The following is a 16081-nucleotide window of genomic DNA, read 5'->3' as shown; positions in this document are numbered from 1 at the left end:
TCAGCGCAGGGTGATGGCTTCGTCGAGGTTGAGGACGGCGTTCGCGAGCGCGGTGCAGGCGGCGAGCTCCGGGGCGGGGAATCCGGCGGGCGCACGCAGGTCGCCGACCTTCAGGTAGGCCTCGGCTTGCGCGGGATCGGCCTGGAAGGTGGCGAGCTGGGAATCGTAGAGCTCACGCAGCAGGTGGCCCTCGCGGGCGTCGGGCTGGCGATCGAGCGTTTCTCGGAAGACCCACGCGGCGCGCTCGGAGGGATCGGTGCCGCCTTCCTTCATCATGCGGAGCGCGAGCGCGCGGGAGGCTTCCACGAACTGCGGGTCATTGAGCATCACCAGCGGCTGCAACGGGGTGTTGGTCTGCTGGCGTTTGACGGCGCAGACCTCGCGGCCCGGTGAATCGAAGGCGAGCATGCCGGGCGGTGGCGCGGTGCGGCGCCAGAAGGTGTAGAGGCTGCGGCGGTAGATGGCGGGCGCTGCGTCGCGTTTGTATTCCGGGAGGAAGCTGTTGAGCGCGCGCCAGGTGGCGGCGTCCGGCAAGTAGGGTTTCACGGACGGTCCGCCGATGGCGGGCTGGAGGAGGCCGGAGAGCGCCAGCGCCTGGTCGCGCAGGTCTTCCGCGGGCAGGCGTTTCACCGGGCCCCTGGCGAGGAGGATGTTCGCGGGATCCCGCTCGCGCAGTTCCCGCGTGACCTTCGAGTCCTGGCCATAGGTGGCGCTGAGGGCGATCTGTTTGCAGAGGCGTTTCAGATCCCAACCGTGGGCGATGAAATCGCGGGCCAGCCAATCGAGCAGCTCCGGGTGGGACGGCAGTTCGCCCTGCGTTCCGAAGTTCTCGGCGGTGGCGACGAGGCCGCGTCCGAAGAAATGCTGCCACACGCGGTTCACCTGCACGCGGGCGGTGAGCGGGTGGTCCGGCTGCGTGAGCCAGCGTGCGAGCCCGAGGCGGTTGCGCGGGAGATCCGCGGGCATGGCTGGCAGCACGGCGGGCGTGGCACGCGGAAGCGGATCGCCCTGCGGGGCATCGTAGGCACCGCGGGACAGGATGTAGGCGGGGCGGGCTTCCGCCATCTCCTCCATGACGGGGAGTTCCTTCACGCCATCGAGGGTTTTCCGCAGTGCCACGCGGAGCCCTTGGAGATCGTCGGTTGCCTTCCGTAGATCCGGATCGACGGCGGAGAAATAGAACTCCCGCAGTGTAGCCTTCTCGGCGTCGTTCTTCGATCGCGCGGCAATGCGGTCTGCCAGCGTCTGGTCGGCGGCCAGGGCCTCGACCTCCAGGCGGGTGATGGCGCGCTTGTAGAGGCGGATGTCATCCACCGCACCTTCGCGCAGGCCGGAGTCGCGGACCCGCTCCCCGAACGCGAAGCCTTCGCCGCTGCCGCTGTTTTTCGTGAGGTGATCGCGGACGGTGTCGAGCGGCGCGGGCTGCCCGTTGAGGAAAACCTTCAGGCCGTTGGCGCGGGAGGATCCATCGTAGGTCACCGTCACGTGCGTCCATTGATCGGCGGGAACTAGCTGCTGGGCGCGCACCGAGATGCAGTTGCCCGGCCATTCGCGGGATACCTGCCAGCGCAGCTTGCCATCCTCCAGCAGGAGTTCGAAGCCGTTGTAACCGGGATCGTAGCCGGCGCTGTTGTGGAAGACGACCTGGCGTTTCGCGGCCGGTCCCGGTTTCAACCAGAAGGCCACCGAGACGGAATCCTCGCGGTTGGCGATGCCGGGGTTGCCGAGCTTGAGCGGGTCATCGCCGGTGAAAAGCAGAGCCTGTCCGCGGTGGCCGGGGACGAGCTTGTTCTTGGAATTGGTGGTGGCGGGGTGCTTGGGATCGGCGGCGTTCGCGAGGTTGTTCCGGTCGATGGCGTCCAGATCGCAGGAGATCGCGAGATCGGGGGATGGGCTCGACGGCGAGGCGAGCCAGGCTTGGAAAGCGGCTTCCCTTTCCTCGTGCTGCTTTTCCATCGCGGTTTCCGCTTCCTGGATCGCCACGGTTTGGGTGGCGATGGCCTTGTCCTGGTCCGCGGTGGTGAGCAGCAGGGTGGGGTTCGGCTGGATGGAACCGTTGCCATGGAGGAGGCCCCACTCGTCGATCGAGTTGAAGAAAGTACCAGGGGAATAGTAGTCCTGCTGGGTGAGCGGATCGTACTTGTGGTCGTGGCAGCGGGTGCACTCCAGCGTGAGGCCGAGGAAGGCGGTGCCGAAGGTGTGGACGCGGTCGGAGATGCCTTCCTGCCGGAACTCCGCCTCCACGCTGCCGCCTTCCTGGGTCTTGCGGTGGATGCGGTTGAAGGTGGTGGCGATGATCTGTTCGCGGGTGGGATTCGGCAGCAGGTCGCCGGCGAGTTGCCAGGTGATGAACTGGTCCCAGGGAAGGTTGCGGTTGAGCGCATCGATCACCCAGTCGCGGTAGGGCCAGGCGTGGGTGTCGAGGTCGGACTGGTAGCCGAAGGAGTCCGCGTAGCGGGCAACATCGAGCCAATCGACGGCCATTTTCTCGCCGTAACGCGGGGAGGCAAGCAACCGGTCGACGACGCGTTCCTTGGACTCCGCGGATGAGTCGGCGAGGAAGGCATCGAGATCGGCGCGGGTGGCTGGCAGGCCGGTGAGATCGAAGGTGATGCGGCGCAGCCAGCGTTCGGGCGAAGCGGGTGCGGAGGGTTGCAACTTCTCTTGGTCGAGCCGGGCGGCGATGAAGCGGTCGAGATCCTGCTGTAGCCATGTCGTGTCCTTCGGGGCAGGGAGAGCCACCGAGGCGGGCAGCGGTGAAAACGACCAGTGCTTCTCGTAAACGGCTCCACCCGCGATCCAGCGGGCGAGCAGGTCCCGCTCGCGGTCATCGAGCTGGCGGGGCGATTCCGGCGGCGGCATCACCTCCTTCGGATCGTGCTCATGGATGCGCTGGATCAGGTGGCTTTCCTTGGGCTTGCCTGGGACGATGGCCTTCGCGGCCAGCGCGTCCTCGCGACGATCGAGCCGGAGGTCGCCCTTTCGGTTCGCCGAATCCGGTCCGTGGCACTGGAAGCATTTGTCGGAAAGGATCGGGCGGATGTCCTTGTTGTAGGCGGGCACCGGTTCCGCGGCATGCGCGAGGGTGCCGCAGGCGATGGCGCTGAGGACGGCGGCGAAGGACTGGACGGGCGTTGGCATCAGGGAATACGCCGTCCTCGCAATCAACTTGGCGTGGATGCAAAACGGCGCTGCATTCAACGGCGGGATGCCGGGCGGATTATCAGGCTGACGCAATTATGGGGCTTCTCCCTGCCATGCGCTGGAATCACGCCACCCACTGATACAAAGCGGAGCTGAAACCCATGATGGTTTGCCACATGGGCAATCAACCGATCGGCAGGCTGAAGGTGGCGACGGTGCCGCCGCCCTCCGCGGGCTCGAGTGAGATTAGCCCGCCGTGGAGCTCGGCGGCCTCGCGCACGAGTGTCAGTCCCAGGCCGGTGCCCTTGCGGCCCATGGTGTGGTGGCGGAGCGAATAGAAGCGGTCGAAGATGCGCTCGCGGGCGTAGTCCGGGATGCCCGGACCGTGGTCGCGGACGGCCAAGGTGATGCGATCGTGGGAGACGGTGGTGGTGATTTCCACCGGGGTGCCCTTCGGCGAGAAGTCGATGGCGTTTTCCAAGAGATTGGTAACGGCAGCGCGCAGGATGAAGGCGTCGCCGCGCAAGGGGATGGCTTGCTCCGCCGCGGTCCAGTCGAGGCGGATGCCGGCCAGTTCCGCCAGCGGGCGGGCCTGGTCGATCGCCTGGGTGATCACGGTCTGGAAATCGATCTCCTCGGCGGATTCGAGGCGGGCCTTGCTCTCGATGGCGGAGAGTTCCAGCAGGCGGTTGATGAGACGCTCGGTGCGGGCGGACTCGGCACGGATGTTCTCGATGAACCGGTGGCGGGTGTCCGCCGGCATGTCCTCGTTGAGCAGCTCCGCGGCACCGCGGATGGCGGCGAGCGGGCTTTTCATCTCATGGGTGAGGGTCTGGATGTAGTGCTCCGCGTAGGCGCGGCCTTCGAGTGCCTCGCGCATCGACTCCAGGGCATGGGCGAGGGTGTTGACCTCGCGGCCGATGCCGATCTTGGGAAGGGTCGGGCGTTCGCCGCGTTCGATCGCGCGGGCGTATTCGGTGATTTTTCCGATCGGGCGGTAGAGCCACAGGAAGACGACGGTGATCAGGAACAGGGTGCCACCGCCGATGAGGCTGAAGGCGCGGTAGATGACCAGCTTGCGCTCCTTGATCATTGGCAGGGCGTCGGCCTGGGGTTTGAAAACGGTCAGCACCCCGGCGGGTTTCGCCGGATCGCCGACCGGGGCCGCGACGTAGAGGATGGAGGACGTCGAGTCGGACTCGTTGTTCCGGCTGCTGCGCGCGCCGTAGAGGCCGCGGAGGGTGAGCGACACATCGCGCCGTTTCGAAAAGTCCTGGCCCTCGCGTTTGCCGCCTTCCGAATCGAAGATGACGATGCCCTTCGCGTCGGTGAGATAGGCGTTGAGGCCCACGTGTTCCTTCACGTGGTTGAAGATCTGCGCGCGGAAGACCCGGTCGTGCGCGCCATCGAAGACCTCCCGTAGCCGCTCGGTGTCGAGCTTGCCGTGCTCCATCTCGTTCTCCACCAGCTCCGCCAGGAGGTGGGCGGCGTCCACCATGGTTTCCTCCGTGGCCTGGAAGGTCTGCGGCTCGACCCCGGACAGGAAGTAGTTCGCGAGCTGGTAGAAGCCCAGCACCATGATGAACGCGATGAAGAAGAGGGTGACGCGGGTGAAACGCACGGTGGAAGAAATGCCAAATGACTAAATCCTAATGACTAAAAAGAGAGAAGAAGAGTGTCAGGAGAGGGATAGCAGGTAGCCGAGGCCGCGGCGGGTTTGGATGTAGTCTTCGGCGCCTTCCTTGGCGGTGCGGAGTTTGGCGCGGATCGATTTGACGTGGGCGTCCACGGTGCGGTCGGTCACAGCGCCGGGGTCTTCCCACGCGCGGTCGAGAAGCTGGTCGCGGGTAAACACCCGGCCGGGCTGGCCGAGCAGGACAAGCAGCAGTTTGTACTCGTGGGCGGTGAGATCGAGGAGCTTGCCATGGCAGTGGATGCGCATGGCGGTGGTGTCGTGGTGGAGGGCGGTGGCGGGAACTTCAGTGGATGGGCTGGTGACGGGCGGGGTGGCCTCGGCTCCATTGGCGCCGGTTGCGGCCGCTCTGCGGAGGATCGCGCGGACGCGGGCGACGATCTCGCGGGGGGAGAAGGGTTTGGTCACGTAGTCATCTCCGCCGAGCTCAAGGCCGAGGATGCGGTCGATTTCGCCGTCCCGGGCGGTCAGGAACAGCACCGGCACCATGCTGGAATCGCGCAATTTGCGACAAACGTCCAAACCGGTCATGTCGGGGAGGCCGATGTCGAGGATCACGAAGTCATGGTTGAGCTCGGCATAGGCGGCCAGGGCCTCGCTGCCGGTGAGCGCGTGGGTGACCTCGAATCGTTCGGTTTCAAGGGCATACACGAGCGTGTCGGCGATCGCGGGTTCATCTTCGACGAGCAGGACGCGGGGCATGGGGCCATTCCAGCGCCGTTCCGTGAAATGCCAATGAAGAACAGGCGAAATCGATGTCCTAACTGCGAACGAGCGGACTTGATCCCGAGCAGGCCAGTCCAGTAGTCTGCCCGGAGTGAACCGCTGCGTAATTTCCCTGCTCTCCCTCCCGCTCTCCGGGCATGGGGAGTTCGAAACCCGAACCGAGCGAGGAATCCGGTGATGCAGCAGCCTCCGGGAGACCGCCCCCTGAAGATGTTCCTGTCCGCCGGCGAGGTGAGTGGGGACTATCAGGCCGCGCAACTGGCGCGGACGCTCCAGCGCATCCACCCGGGGGTGGAGCTGGTGGGCTACGGGGGGGACCACATGCGGTCCGCCGGGGTCGAGATCCGCTGCGATACCGCGGGCTGGGGGTACGTGGGGCTCCAGGAGTCGCTGCGTTTCCTGCCGGAAATGAAGCGTGCCCGCGCCCGCTTGGCCGAACTGCTGAAGGCGGAGCGGCCGGATCTGGTGGTACTGGTCGACGGCGAGGCATTCAACGAGCGCCTGGTCGCGGTGTTGCGGCGGGAGCGTATTCCCTTCGTCCATTATTTCGTGCCGCAGGTCTGGTTCTGGGGCCGTTGGCGCGCGCGGCGGATCGCCCGCCAGTCGTCACTGGTGATTCCGGCGTTTCCGAAGGAGCTGGAGATTTTCCGGCGCTGCGGGGCCCGTGCGGAGTGGTACGGCCATCCGTTGCTGGATCTGGTGGAGAAGTCCAAGGATCCGGGCCTGATTCCCGGGGACGAGGACCGGCGTCCGGTGGCGTTGATGCCCGGCAGCCGGGTGCAGGAGATCGAATCCCACGCGCCCACCTTGATTGCCGCGGCCAAGCGGCTGCGGCAGATGGATCCGGGCATGAAGTTCCTGTTGCCGGTGGCGGCGAAGCACTTGCGGGCACCGCTGCTGCGCATGATCGAATCCGCGGACATGACCCACGCCATCGAGTTGCGTCCCGGTTGGTCCGAGCGGGTGGTGCCGAAATGCCGGCTCGCGCTGGTGGCATCCGGCACCGCGACCTTGGAGACCGCCCTCGCCGGTGTGCCCATGGTGGTGTTCTACAAGGTGCGCCGTCTCACGTTCTGGGCGGCCAAGCTGCTGGTGAAGACCCGGTTTGTGGCGATGCCCAATATCCTGCTGGATGAGGCGGTCGTCCCCGAGCTTTTGCAGGAAAACTTCACCGTGGATTCCATTGTCCAGGAGGCATCGTCCATCTTGGGGGATTCGGTGCGCGCGGCTGAAATGCGGCGGAATCTGGCCCGCATCCCGGCGGTGTTGGGCGGCCAGGGCGCGATCGAGCGCGCGGCATGGGCTTTGGTGCATCTGACGGCAGAACATCAGGCCGTGCCGGTGGGATTGGCCTGCCAGTTGAAATCAGCCTGAGGTGCCGTGGCCCGTGTTCGCCGCCTGCTGATCCGAGTGGTCACCGCTTGCCTGATTCAGGTCGCGAGGTGGGTGGTGGCGGCGAATTTTCTGTTGGCGAAATGGTTGCCGGACCGGTGGCTGGCCCGGCTCGGACACCCGGTGGCGGTGTTCATGCGACACAGCCACAAGGACAAGATCCTTTCCCGTATGGAGAAGGTGCTGGGGCCGTTCCAATCGCCCGCCGAGCGGGACCGCGTGTGGAAAGGCCACGTGGAGCACATCGGCCGCTGTGTGTTCGAGCCGTTCCAGATGTATTGGTCCACGGACGAGCAACTGGTGGCGGACATCCGGATCACCGGGGAGGAACTGATCCAGGAGGCTCTCGCCACAGGCAAGGGCGCGGTGTTGTTTCTCGATCACATGGGGAACCCGGGCTCGCTGGTCGCGGCCTTCGGGCTCCGTGGCTATGATGTGGCCATCGCGGGCAATCCGGTGATCGCGGTGGAGGATATGGTGGCGCGGTTGTTCAAGCGCGGACGCGTCGAGCGCGTGCTGCTGGGCGACCGCCTGCCGGCGCGGATGGCGTCCGTGCTGAAACGGAACGGCCTGTTTGGCATTTTCATCGATTTCCCGGTGGTGCTGAAACACAACGTGGTCATGCCCTTCGGCCACACCGGTGTGAGCGTGAATCTCGGTCCCGGTCTGTTGGCCCTGCGCCAGGGCGCTCCCATCTTCGGCGTGACCAGCACGCGGGTCGGGTCGAACCGGCATCACGTGGTGGTGACCCGCATTCCCGATCCGGTCTCGATCCAATCTCGGGAGGCCGCGGCGGAGGTGGTGGGAGCGGCGCTGGATGCAATGTGCACGACCCTGCGCCGCCATCCGGAGCAGTGGTGGCCATGGGATGAGGTTTGTCTTGAACAGCCCGCCGCTTCGAGTGTTTCACAGGATCAACCCGCCCTGAAATGAGTGCCACCCAAATACCCACCCGCACGCCAGGGCCATCGCGCTTGGACCTCCTGAAACACTTCCTGCGCGAGGGGTTCCAGTTCGTGGAGGCGCTCACGCAGGAGGCGGACAAGCACGGCGACACCTTCGTGCTGCCGCTGGAGGTGCCGACCTATCTGATCCGCCACCCGGATGACATCAAGCACGTGCTGGTCGGCAATCCGCTGAACTTCCATAAGACCGGCGGCCTCACCGTGGGCGAGAAACTGCTGGGCCAGGGGCTGGTGAGCAGCGAGGAACCGCTCCACGGCAAGCAGCGGCGGACGATGCAGCCGATGTTCCACAAGGCTTCCATCGCGAAGTTCACGGACATGATGCTGGAGTCCACCGCGGGCCACACCCGCGAATGGAAGGACGGGGACTCCATCGACATGTCCCTGGAGATGATGCATCTCACGATCACCATCGTGGGGCTGTCCCTTTTCAATGTGGACCTATACCGCGAGGGGCGGGAACTCGGCATGGAGTTCAACCGCGCGCTGAATCTGGTCACCCGCATCCAGCTCCTGCCGTTCTTGCCGAAATGGGCGATGGGGGCTCTGCAACGGAGGCTCGATGACAGTATCGGGAAGATCGACGAGGCGATGGGGAAGATCATTGCCGACCGCAAGGCCCTTCCCGAAAGCGAGTGGCCCCACGACCTGCTCAGCATGATCCTGTCCTCCCGCTACGAGGATGGATCGCCGATGCCGGACAAGCTGGTGCGGGACGAGGTCATCACCATCATCCTTGCCGGGCATGAAACGGTGGCGAACCACCTGAACTGGACGTGGTATCTGCTGGCCCGCCACCCCGAGGCACACGACAAGTTGCTCCGCGAATGGGACGAGGTGCTGGGCGATGAGTCTCCCTCGATGGAGCACATGGCGCGGCTGCCATACACCCAGATGGTGCTTTCGGAATCGATGCGGCTCTATCCGCCCGCGTGGACGCTGGCCCGCCGCGTGGTGGCTCCGGGGAAGCTGCCCAGCGGGCTGGAGGTGAAGGCGGGCGACGAGCTGCTCATCATGCAGTACGTTTCCCATCGCAATCCGGCCTATTTCCCGGAGCCGGCGAAGTTCGATCCCGAGCGATTCTCCGCGGCGAACAAGGATGCCATTCCGAAGTATGTGTATTACCCCTTCGGCCTCGGGCCGCGGTTCTGCATCGGTGAAGGGTTCGCCCGCTTGGAGGCGGTGCTGGTGCTGGTGGAGATGGGCCGCCGCTTCCGGTTCGAAATGGCGAAGTCCGGTCCCGTGTTGCCGGAAACCTTGATCGCTCTGCGGCCGCGCAAGGGGCTGCCGATGATCGTCCGGAAGGCGCGTTGAGGTGGAGCCGATGGTCGTTCCCTCACATCCATGAATGCCGGGCTGGAAAGCAGGGATCCCGCCGGTGCCCCGAATCCGCCGTGGAAGATCGTCGCGGCGAGCGGCGTGGTGATCGCGCTGTTCCACGTGCTCCGTTGGCTTCCACCGCGCTGGACCTACGGTCGCTTCGCGAAGCGGCTCGGATGGTTGATGCGCGGCCACTTGAAGGACGATGTGCTCCGGCATGTCGCAGGGGTGCTCGGAGACTTCCCGGACGAGGAGGCGAAACAACGGTTCTGGGACCAGCATGCCATGCATCTGGGGCGCAGCGTGTTCGAGCCGATCGACCTGACCTGGATGCCGAAGCCCGAATTGCTGGAGCGGATCGAACTTGTGGGTGGAGACGTTCTCGAAAAGGTTCGGGCGGAAGGGCGCGGCGCCGTGTTGTTCCTCAATCATCTCGGCAGCCCCGGCGCGGTGGTCGCCAGCCTGGGCCCGCGTGGCTACGATGTGGCGATCGCGGGCAACGCGATCAACTACGCGGACGCGAATGGAATGTACCGCCTCGACCGGATGGAGGGCCTGATCCAGCGGATGTTCCGCGGCGTGTCTGTCGAGCGGGTGCTGCTCGGCGATGACCTGCCCGCGAAGATGGCGCGGGTGTTGGCGCGCAACGGTTTTTTCGGGATGTTCATCGATTTTCCGGTGGAGGAGAAACACACGGTGCCATTGCCATTCGGTGGATGCCGGATGGATGTCCACATCGGCCCTGCGCTGCTGGCCTTGCGCCACCGGGTGCCGGTGCTTTCGCTCACGGCGGTCCGGACCGGGGAAAACCGCCACCGGATCGTGGTTTCGAGGTTGCCGCTGCCGGCTCCCGGGCTGCGGTTGCAAAAAGCAGCGGAAGTGTTGCTTCAAACCGCGCTGGAGGAGATGCTGCTGGTCGTCCGCAGCCAGCCCGAGCAGTGGTGGCCGTGGGACGTCGTCCGCCTTTCCCCGAATCCTCCCGAAGCATGACCCAGCCCGAAAAGCCTCCTGCGCGTCCCGCTCCGGCCGCACCCGGCCGGCTCGAAATGGCGGCCCGGCATTTCTTCGGCTGGGTCTACATCCGCGCCCTCGGCTGGGTCCGCCACCTGCCGGATGATCGTGCGATGGCGCGTTCGCGGAGACTGAACAAGTTTTTCACGGTGGCGGAGGAGCCGATCGCCCGCCGCAACATTCCTCTCGCCTACGATCCCGGTCGTGCTGGAGAAATCCAGGCTGGCCGCTTCGAGTATCTGAGCCGCCTGAAGATCCACATCTCCCGCCTCCAGGGGGCGGGCCCGTGCGGCATCCTCTCGCAGGTGAACGTATCCGGGGCCGAGCATCTCGCCGCGGCGCTGGAGCAAGGGAAGGGCGTGCTGATGGTGTCCGCCCATGCCGGGACGTGGTGGCATGCCCCAGCCGTCGCCGCGTCGCTGGGCCATCCGGTTTCCTCGGTGCTCACCCAGTTCCTGCCGAATGCCATCGTCCGCTACCTCGATGGCGTGGCCCATGAGCTGGATTGTTCCCTGACCTTCGTGCGCATGGGGGCCTACGAGGGGGCGAAGGCCGCCTTCAAACAGAAGGGCATTTTCTATCTCTCCTTCGATTTCGCATCGCGCTCGGACCGCAGCATCTGGATGCCGGTGGGCGATCACGCGGTGTTTCCCGTGGACACCGGCCCGGGAGTGATGGCGGTGCGCCACCAGGTGCCGGTGGTGTGGGTGGATACCTGGCATGATGAAACCGGCCGTTCGAACATCCGGTTTCATGCGCCCATCCAGGCCGGACGCGGCACCGACCATCCCACGCCCGGCGCTGTCCTCGATTTCTTTCGCGCCCGCCTCGCCGATCAGCTCGCGCTGTATCCGGAGCAATGGTGGTTGTTGGGACATGGAAACCTGAAGGAGCTTTCCGAAGTCCCGGCCGATCCGGCGTTCTCCCTTTCCGAAACCGTCCCAGCATGACCCAGCCTTCCCAACGGCGCGCGCCCGGTCCTGGCATCGTCGCTTTCCTCGGCCATGTCATCCGCCACCGGATGAATTTCGTCGATTACCTCGTCGAGCTCGCGGAGCGGCACGGCGACCGTTTCTCGCTGCCGATGAGCGTCCCGACCTTCGTGATCCGGGATCCGGCGGACGTGAAGCACCTGCTGGTGTCCAACCCGCTCAATTACCACAAGACCGGCAGTCTCACCGTGGGCGAGAAGCTGTTGGGGCAAGGTCTCGTGAGCAGCGAGGAGCCGCTCCATGGCAAGGAGCGGAAGATGATGCAGCCGATCTTCCACAAGTCCTCGATCGCCTCCTTCGGCGAAATGATGGCCCGCGCGACCGAGCGGCACATCGCCGGGTGGAAGGACGGCGACCGGGTCGACATGGCGTCCGAGATGATGCACCTCACCATCTCGATCGTCGGCTTGTCCTTGTTCAGCATCGACCTTTACCACGAGGGCCGGGAACTGGGGAATGAGTTTGGCCGTGCGATGAAGCTCGTGACGCGCCTGCAATTGCTCCCGCCGCTTCCACGCTGGATGACGGCACGACTGTACCGCGCCTATGACCGCTCCATCGCGAACATCGATGCGGCGATGGAAAAGATCATCGCGGATCGCAAGGCCCTGCCTCAGGAGCAGTGGCCGAACGACCTGCTTTCGATGGTGCTTTCGTCCCGCTACGAGGATGGCACCGCGGTGCCGGACAAGCTGGTGCGGGACGAGGTGGTGACCATCATCCTGGCCGGCCACGAAACGGTGGCGAACCACCTGAATTGGACCTGGTATCTGCTTTCGAAACATCCCGAGATCCACGAGAAAATGGCCGCGGAATGGGAGGCCGTGCTCGGCGACCGGGCCCCGGCCATTGAGGACGTCGGCCGCCTCACCTACACCGCCGCGGTGCTGGCGGAGTCGATGCGGCTCTATCCGCCCGCGTGGACGCTGGCCCGCCGCGCGGTCGCCGCGGACCGCCTGCCATCCGGCATGGAGGTCCAGCCGCGGGACGAGTTCCTGATGCTCCAGTATGTTTCCCACCGGAATCCAGAATGGTTCCCCGATCCCGAGGCGTTCCGGCCGGAGCGATTCGAGGCGGGCAACAAGGAGTCGATTCCGAAGTTCGCTTACTACCCCTTCGGCATGGGCCCGCGCTTTTGCATCGGCGAGGGCTTCGCCCGCCTGGAGGCCATGGTCGCCATGGTGCTCATCGGCCGGCGCTTCCGCTTCGAGATGGCGCGGTCCGGTCCGGTGGGGAAGGAGACCTTGGTCACCCTCCGGCCCCGCAAGGGCCTTCCGATGATGGTCCGGAGGCGAACCTAGCGTCCCGGTTTCTTTTCTCCCCCAAACCCATGATCCCCCCGCGCCACTTCGTGCCAGAAATCCACGATGTCCACCCTGGCATGGACAGAGAACTCGACCTCCTTTTGGAGGCCTTCCCGGAAAGCGCCCGCTCGAAGGCGATGGTGCTGGTGGTGCCGGACTGGAGCGGTCGCTATCCGCTCGACCGGCATCCAGCCTTCGTCCAACGGCTGAAAGTTTTTCCGGGTCGCAAGGTGCTGCACGGCTACACGCACACGCTCGGCCCGGACCTGTTCAACACGCTTTTCTACGGCACCGAGAACCATTCGGAATTCGCGTCGCTGTCCCGGGCTGAGGCGAGAGAGCGGTTGGAGAAATCCCGGGACCTGTTTGCCACCGCATTGGGGGAAACACCTTCCTGGTTCTGTGCGCCGCGGTGGGAACAGAATGCCGTGGTGCGCGAGACGCTCGTCGAGCTGGGCTTCGAGGGCTTCATGCTCTCCAACCGCTACGAGACCGTTTCGGGCGGCCGCGTGGAGATGCCCGCGGTGTGTTTCGACGATGGCGGACTGGCGTGGCGGCATACGGTGAACCGCTCGATCCGACGCGTGCAGCTCCGCCGCTGGATCGAGAGCGGCACGACCTTCCGCCTCACCTTGCATCCGGCCGAACTTTCCCAGCCGAAGACATGGCGGCAGGTCGTCGATTTGATGGCCGAGTTGCAGGATCAGGGCTGGCAACCTTTGGAATTCTCGATGGAATGGTTCCGATGAACGGTTGTCCGCGGGTTTCGATCGTGGTGGCTTCTTACAACGAGGCCTCCACCATCGCGGCGTGCGTTCGTTCGTTCGCCGCGCAGCGCTATGACGGGGGATTGGAGATCCTCATCGTGGACGACCGCAGCACCGATGACACGGGCGCCATCCTCGCCGGTCTTGGATTGGAACATCTCCGGGTGATCCGGATCGATCGCTTCGATCATCCATTCCTGACTTCCCGACAGGTGGCTCTGGACACCGGTTTCCGCGCCGCGCGGGGGGAGATCCTGGTGGTCACCGATGCCGACGCCCTCGTGCCGGACGACTGGGTGAGCGTTCTGTGCGCCCGGCTCGATGCCACCGGGGCCGATCTGGTGGGCGGTCCGGTGCGGTTCACGCCGCGGCCGGATGGCGGGAACCGCTGGGTCGCGCTCGTGCAGACCGTGGACGGGCTGTTCTACATCGGCGTGTGCTCATGGTTGAACCGCCTGGGATTCAACTCCGGCTTTGTCTTCGGAAACTGCGCGTTCCGGAAGGAGGCGTATCTCAAGGCGGGCGGATACGAGGCGATGGGATTCGGGCTCACCGAGGACCTGGTCTTCGGCCGCTCGCTGCGGCGGAATGGAGGCACGATGACTCTAGTAGCTCGTCCCGCGACATCGGTCCGTGCCTGCGGATCGTGGCGTGTGCTGGTCGACCGCGCCCAGCGGATCTGTGCCGGTGGAGTGTCCGTGTTGTCGGTCGCGCTCGGCTTGTGGATGTTGTCGCTGTTGGGACTGGCGGCGGCCGCGGCCTGCGCACCCGCGTGGTTCCTGGTTGCCTTTCTCGTCCGCTGGCTGGCCGGGGCGATGTTTGTGGCGGTGTGGCTGGTCCGGGGAGGGTTGCCACGGCTGCTTCCGGCCGCGTTGTTGTTCGAGCCGGCGGCGATCGCCATTGGCCTGGCGGTGATGTGGAACGGCCGCCGGACGAAGCGGATCGAGTGGGGCGGTTTGGTCTATGACCGCTGACGCTTCGGCTTGCTGGAGCCGGCGTGGATCTTCCGCCACACGAAGCCGGGGCGGTGGAACCAGTGTTTCCAGGTGCCGGCGAAGCGGTGATAGACATGGCCGCCGCTGAAGGCCTTCTTCTTCAGCAGACGGAGCCCGTGGGCAACCACGGCATCCTTGTCCATCACCGACTTGAAACAGTGGCCGCCGCTTTCGACGAATTCGATCAGCGCGTCCGTGAAGACGATGGGGCCGGTTCGTGAAAGCGTCGCGTAGCGGTTGCTGCCCCGCACCTTCAGAATGCTGGCGGCCACGTGCTTGAGCACCATCGCCAGGAACGGGTGCCGAGGCTCGGCGGCGAAGGTCCACTGGCAGTACTGCGTCGGGTGGTCGCAGCGGAAACGCTCGAAGCCCACCAGCGCGCGGTCGCCGGGCCGGATCCAGTGATCGCAGGGTTCCAGGCAGGCGGTGTCCGCGTCCGTGTAGAGGCCGCCGCGGGTGTAGATCGTCACGTAGCGCCACAGGTCGGTTTTCTCCACCTGCTTGTCGAGGCGGTGATAGAGGTCGACGATGTCGATGCCGAGATCATCGAGCACTCCCTGCCGCTCCGTGTTGAAGAGTTCCTCGCAGTCCCGGTCGTCGAAGAGGTGGAAGCGATGGCCAGGATTCATCGTCCGCCAGCCGTCCAGATACTCACGCATCCATTTCGGCCACGTGTCCGGATCCTTGTTCTTCCAGGTTACGTAAATGTCGGGCGGGATCACGGTGGGAGATGGCTGTTCCGGAAGGCTCTTCGGGCGTGGAAGAGGCGTCAAGGTCCGACCGTTCGATTTCCCATCCGGTTCCGCGCAACTTTTTCCGCGGCGGCGGTTTCATGTCCAGGCGGTCGAACCCGTCATTCCATCCGAATCATGAAACATCATCTCATCATCCTCGCCGGCATCTCCGCCCTCGCCCTCAGCACCCAGGCCGTCCGCGCCGAAGGGGAAGGCGACAAGCCCGCGGAGCGCGGCCCGGCCAAGGAGCGCATCCTCGGCAAGTTCGACACCAACAAGGACGGTGCCCTCTCCAAGGAAGAGCTGGCCGCCGCCCCGGAGCGCCTCTCCAAGCGCCTGCTCGAAAGCTGGGACACCGACAAGAACGGCGAGCTTTCCAAGGCCGAGGTCGACGCCATCAAGGCCCCGGAAGGCGGCAAGGGCGGTGAGCGTCCGAACCGTCCGAAGCGCGACGGCGGCGAGCCAAAGAAGGAAGGCTGATTCTTTTTGCAACAGTGTAGGGACGTCTCGAGCGCCGGGTGGAAACGCCCGGCGCTCGATTGCTTTTCGCAATCCGGCGCGGGGATGAATTTCCTGGAAATCCCCGCGCAACTTCCACTGTGGAGAACGCTTTCATCGGCAGACGGATCACTCCGTCCTCCAACCATGAAACGATACCTCATGCTGCTCATGGGCGCCGCCGCCCTGTTCGTGGGCTCTCCTCTCGCATCCGCCGCGGAGGGTTCAGGCCATCACAAGCACCATCGTCAGGCGCACAAGCATCACAAGCACCACCAAAAGGCCCATCACAAACATCGGCACCACCATCACGCGTGACGAGCGCGGGTGGATCGCATCCATGATCCCCGGGAGAGGGGATAGGTTTCGCGCCGGACGGAAACGTCCGGCGTTTTTTGTGCCACGAACGGGCCATCTATTACGTGCAATTTATGGAGATGGAACTACGGGAGATATCGTAGGTGCTAGCAGGGCTCGGGTATTTACGCAGAAACCGCCTAACGGCAGGGCGTTTCCGGGGAATGCTCCTTGACCTCGCGG

At 65.1% G+C, this 16081-nt stretch carries 13 protein-coding genes; 9 read left to right on the top strand and 4 right to left on the bottom strand.

Annotated elements, in window-relative coordinates; genetic code table 11:
* The 3 genes from llg_RS03785 to creB all read right to left on the bottom strand — a co-directional run bounded on the left by llg_RS03785 (window position 1) and on the right by creB (window position 5539).
* Window positions 1-3141 (bottom strand): DUF1553 domain-containing protein, encoded by a 3141-nt coding sequence (locus tag llg_RS03785; RefSeq protein WP_338288188.1) that lies wholly within the window; start codon window positions 3139-3141, stop codon window positions 1-3.
* 187 nt (window positions 3142-3328) lie between these two features.
* The gene (creC, locus tag llg_RS03780; protein ID WP_338288187.1) at window positions 3329-4765 is read right to left on the bottom strand and encodes a two-component system sensor histidine kinase CreC; all 1437 of its coding nucleotides are present in this window, start codon (window positions 4763-4765) and stop codon (window positions 3329-3331) included.
* 57 nt (window positions 4766-4822) lie between these two features.
* Window positions 4823-5539 carry a two-component system response regulator CreB gene (gene creB, locus llg_RS03775; protein ID WP_338288186.1) on the bottom strand — a complete coding sequence of 239 codons (717 nt, stop codon included), beginning with the start codon at window positions 5537-5539 and terminating at the stop codon, window positions 4823-4825.
* A 201-nt stretch (window positions 5540-5740) separates the two neighbouring features.
* On the opposite strand from creB, the gene lpxB reads away from it, so the two are divergent.
* The 8 genes from lpxB (at window position 5741) to llg_RS03735 (ending at window position 14288) form a co-directional block, all read left to right on the top strand.
* Window positions 5741-6937, top strand: a complete 1197-nt coding sequence (lpxB, locus tag llg_RS03770; protein ID WP_338288185.1) for a lipid-A-disaccharide synthase — start codon at window positions 5741-5743, stop codon at window positions 6935-6937.
* 6 nt (window positions 6938-6943) lie between these two features.
* Window positions 6944-7888 (top strand): lysophospholipid acyltransferase family protein, encoded by a 945-nt coding sequence (locus llg_RS03765; protein ID WP_338288184.1) that lies wholly within the window; start codon window positions 6944-6946, stop codon window positions 7886-7888.
* A complete protein-coding gene (locus llg_RS03760) occupies window positions 7885-9234 on the top strand; it encodes a cytochrome P450 (protein ID WP_338288182.1) in 1350 nt (449 codons plus the stop codon). The genes llg_RS03765 and llg_RS03760 overlap by 4 nt, the downstream gene beginning before the upstream one ends.
* A gap of 30 nt (window positions 9235-9264) precedes the next feature.
* Complete coding sequence (locus tag llg_RS03755) at window positions 9265-10230, top strand: hypothetical protein (RefSeq protein ID WP_338288181.1); 966 nt, start codon at window positions 9265-9267, stop codon at window positions 10228-10230.
* Window positions 10227-11201, top strand: a complete 975-nt coding sequence (locus llg_RS03750) for a hypothetical protein (RefSeq protein WP_338288179.1) — start codon at window positions 10227-10229, stop codon at window positions 11199-11201. The genes llg_RS03755 and llg_RS03750 overlap by 4 nt, the downstream gene beginning before the upstream one ends.
* Entirely contained in the window at window positions 11198-12544 is a 1347-nt protein-coding gene (locus tag llg_RS03745; RefSeq protein WP_338288177.1) for a cytochrome P450, read from the top strand. The genes llg_RS03750 and llg_RS03745 overlap by 4 nt, the downstream gene beginning before the upstream one ends.
* Window positions 12545-12624: 80 nt before the next feature.
* On the top strand, window positions 12625-13296 hold the full coding sequence (locus llg_RS03740; protein ID WP_338288176.1) for a DUF2334 domain-containing protein: 672 nt from the start codon (window positions 12625-12627) through the stop codon (window positions 13294-13296).
* Window positions 13293-14288 (top strand): glycosyltransferase, encoded by a 996-nt coding sequence (locus tag llg_RS03735; RefSeq protein WP_338288175.1) that lies wholly within the window; start codon window positions 13293-13295, stop codon window positions 14286-14288. The genes llg_RS03740 and llg_RS03735 overlap by 4 nt, the downstream gene beginning before the upstream one ends.
* Here the strand turns inward: llg_RS03735 and llg_RS03730 are convergent.
* Window positions 14276-15031, bottom strand: coding sequence for a glycosyltransferase (locus llg_RS03730; protein WP_338288174.1), 756 nt, complete (start codon window positions 15029-15031; stop codon window positions 14276-14278). The genes llg_RS03735 and llg_RS03730 overlap by 13 nt on opposite strands.
* A 147-nt stretch (window positions 15032-15178) precedes the next feature.
* Here llg_RS03730 and llg_RS03725 point away from each other — a divergent pair, with 147 nt between their 5' ends.
* Window positions 15179-15523 carry a hypothetical protein gene (locus tag llg_RS03725; RefSeq protein ID WP_338288173.1) on the top strand — a complete coding sequence of 115 codons (345 nt, stop codon included), beginning with the start codon at window positions 15179-15181 and terminating at the stop codon, window positions 15521-15523.
* Window positions 15524-16081 lie beyond the last annotated feature (558 nt).

The sequence above is a fragment of the Luteolibacter sp. LG18 genome, assembly GCF_036322585.1.
GTDB lineage: Bacteria > Verrucomicrobiota > Verrucomicrobiia > Verrucomicrobiales > Akkermansiaceae > Luteolibacter.
Note: the sequence above shows the minus strand (reverse complement) of the source record. Positions and strands in the feature narration are given on the sequence as shown.

Coding starts and splice junctions, on each gene's coding strand:
- llg_RS03760 (WP_338288182.1), top strand. CDS start 7,885: ATGAGTGCCACCCAAATACCCACCCGCACGCCAGGGCCATCGCGCTTG.
- llg_RS03735 (WP_338288175.1), top strand. CDS start 13,293: ATGAACGGTTGTCCGCGGGTTTCGATCGTGGTGGCTTCTTACAACGAG.
- llg_RS03725 (WP_338288173.1), top strand. CDS start 15,179: ATGAAACATCATCTCATCATCCTCGCCGGCATCTCCGCCCTCGCCCTC.
- llg_RS03785 (WP_338288188.1), bottom strand. CDS start 3,141: ATGCCAACGCCCGTCCAGTCCTTCGCCGCCGTCCTCAGCGCCATCGCC.
- llg_RS03745 (WP_338288177.1), top strand. CDS start 11,198: ATGACCCAGCCTTCCCAACGGCGCGCGCCCGGTCCTGGCATCGTCGCT.
- llg_RS03740 (WP_338288176.1), top strand. CDS start 12,625: ATGGACAGAGAACTCGACCTCCTTTTGGAGGCCTTCCCGGAAAGCGCC.
- creB (WP_338288186.1), bottom strand. CDS start 5,539: ATGCCCCGCGTCCTGCTCGTCGAAGATGAACCCGCGATCGCCGACACG.
- llg_RS03755 (WP_338288181.1), top strand. CDS start 9,265: ATGAATGCCGGGCTGGAAAGCAGGGATCCCGCCGGTGCCCCGAATCCG.
- lpxB (WP_338288185.1), top strand. CDS start 5,741: ATGCAGCAGCCTCCGGGAGACCGCCCCCTGAAGATGTTCCTGTCCGCC.
- llg_RS03750 (WP_338288179.1), top strand. CDS start 10,227: ATGACCCAGCCCGAAAAGCCTCCTGCGCGTCCCGCTCCGGCCGCACCC.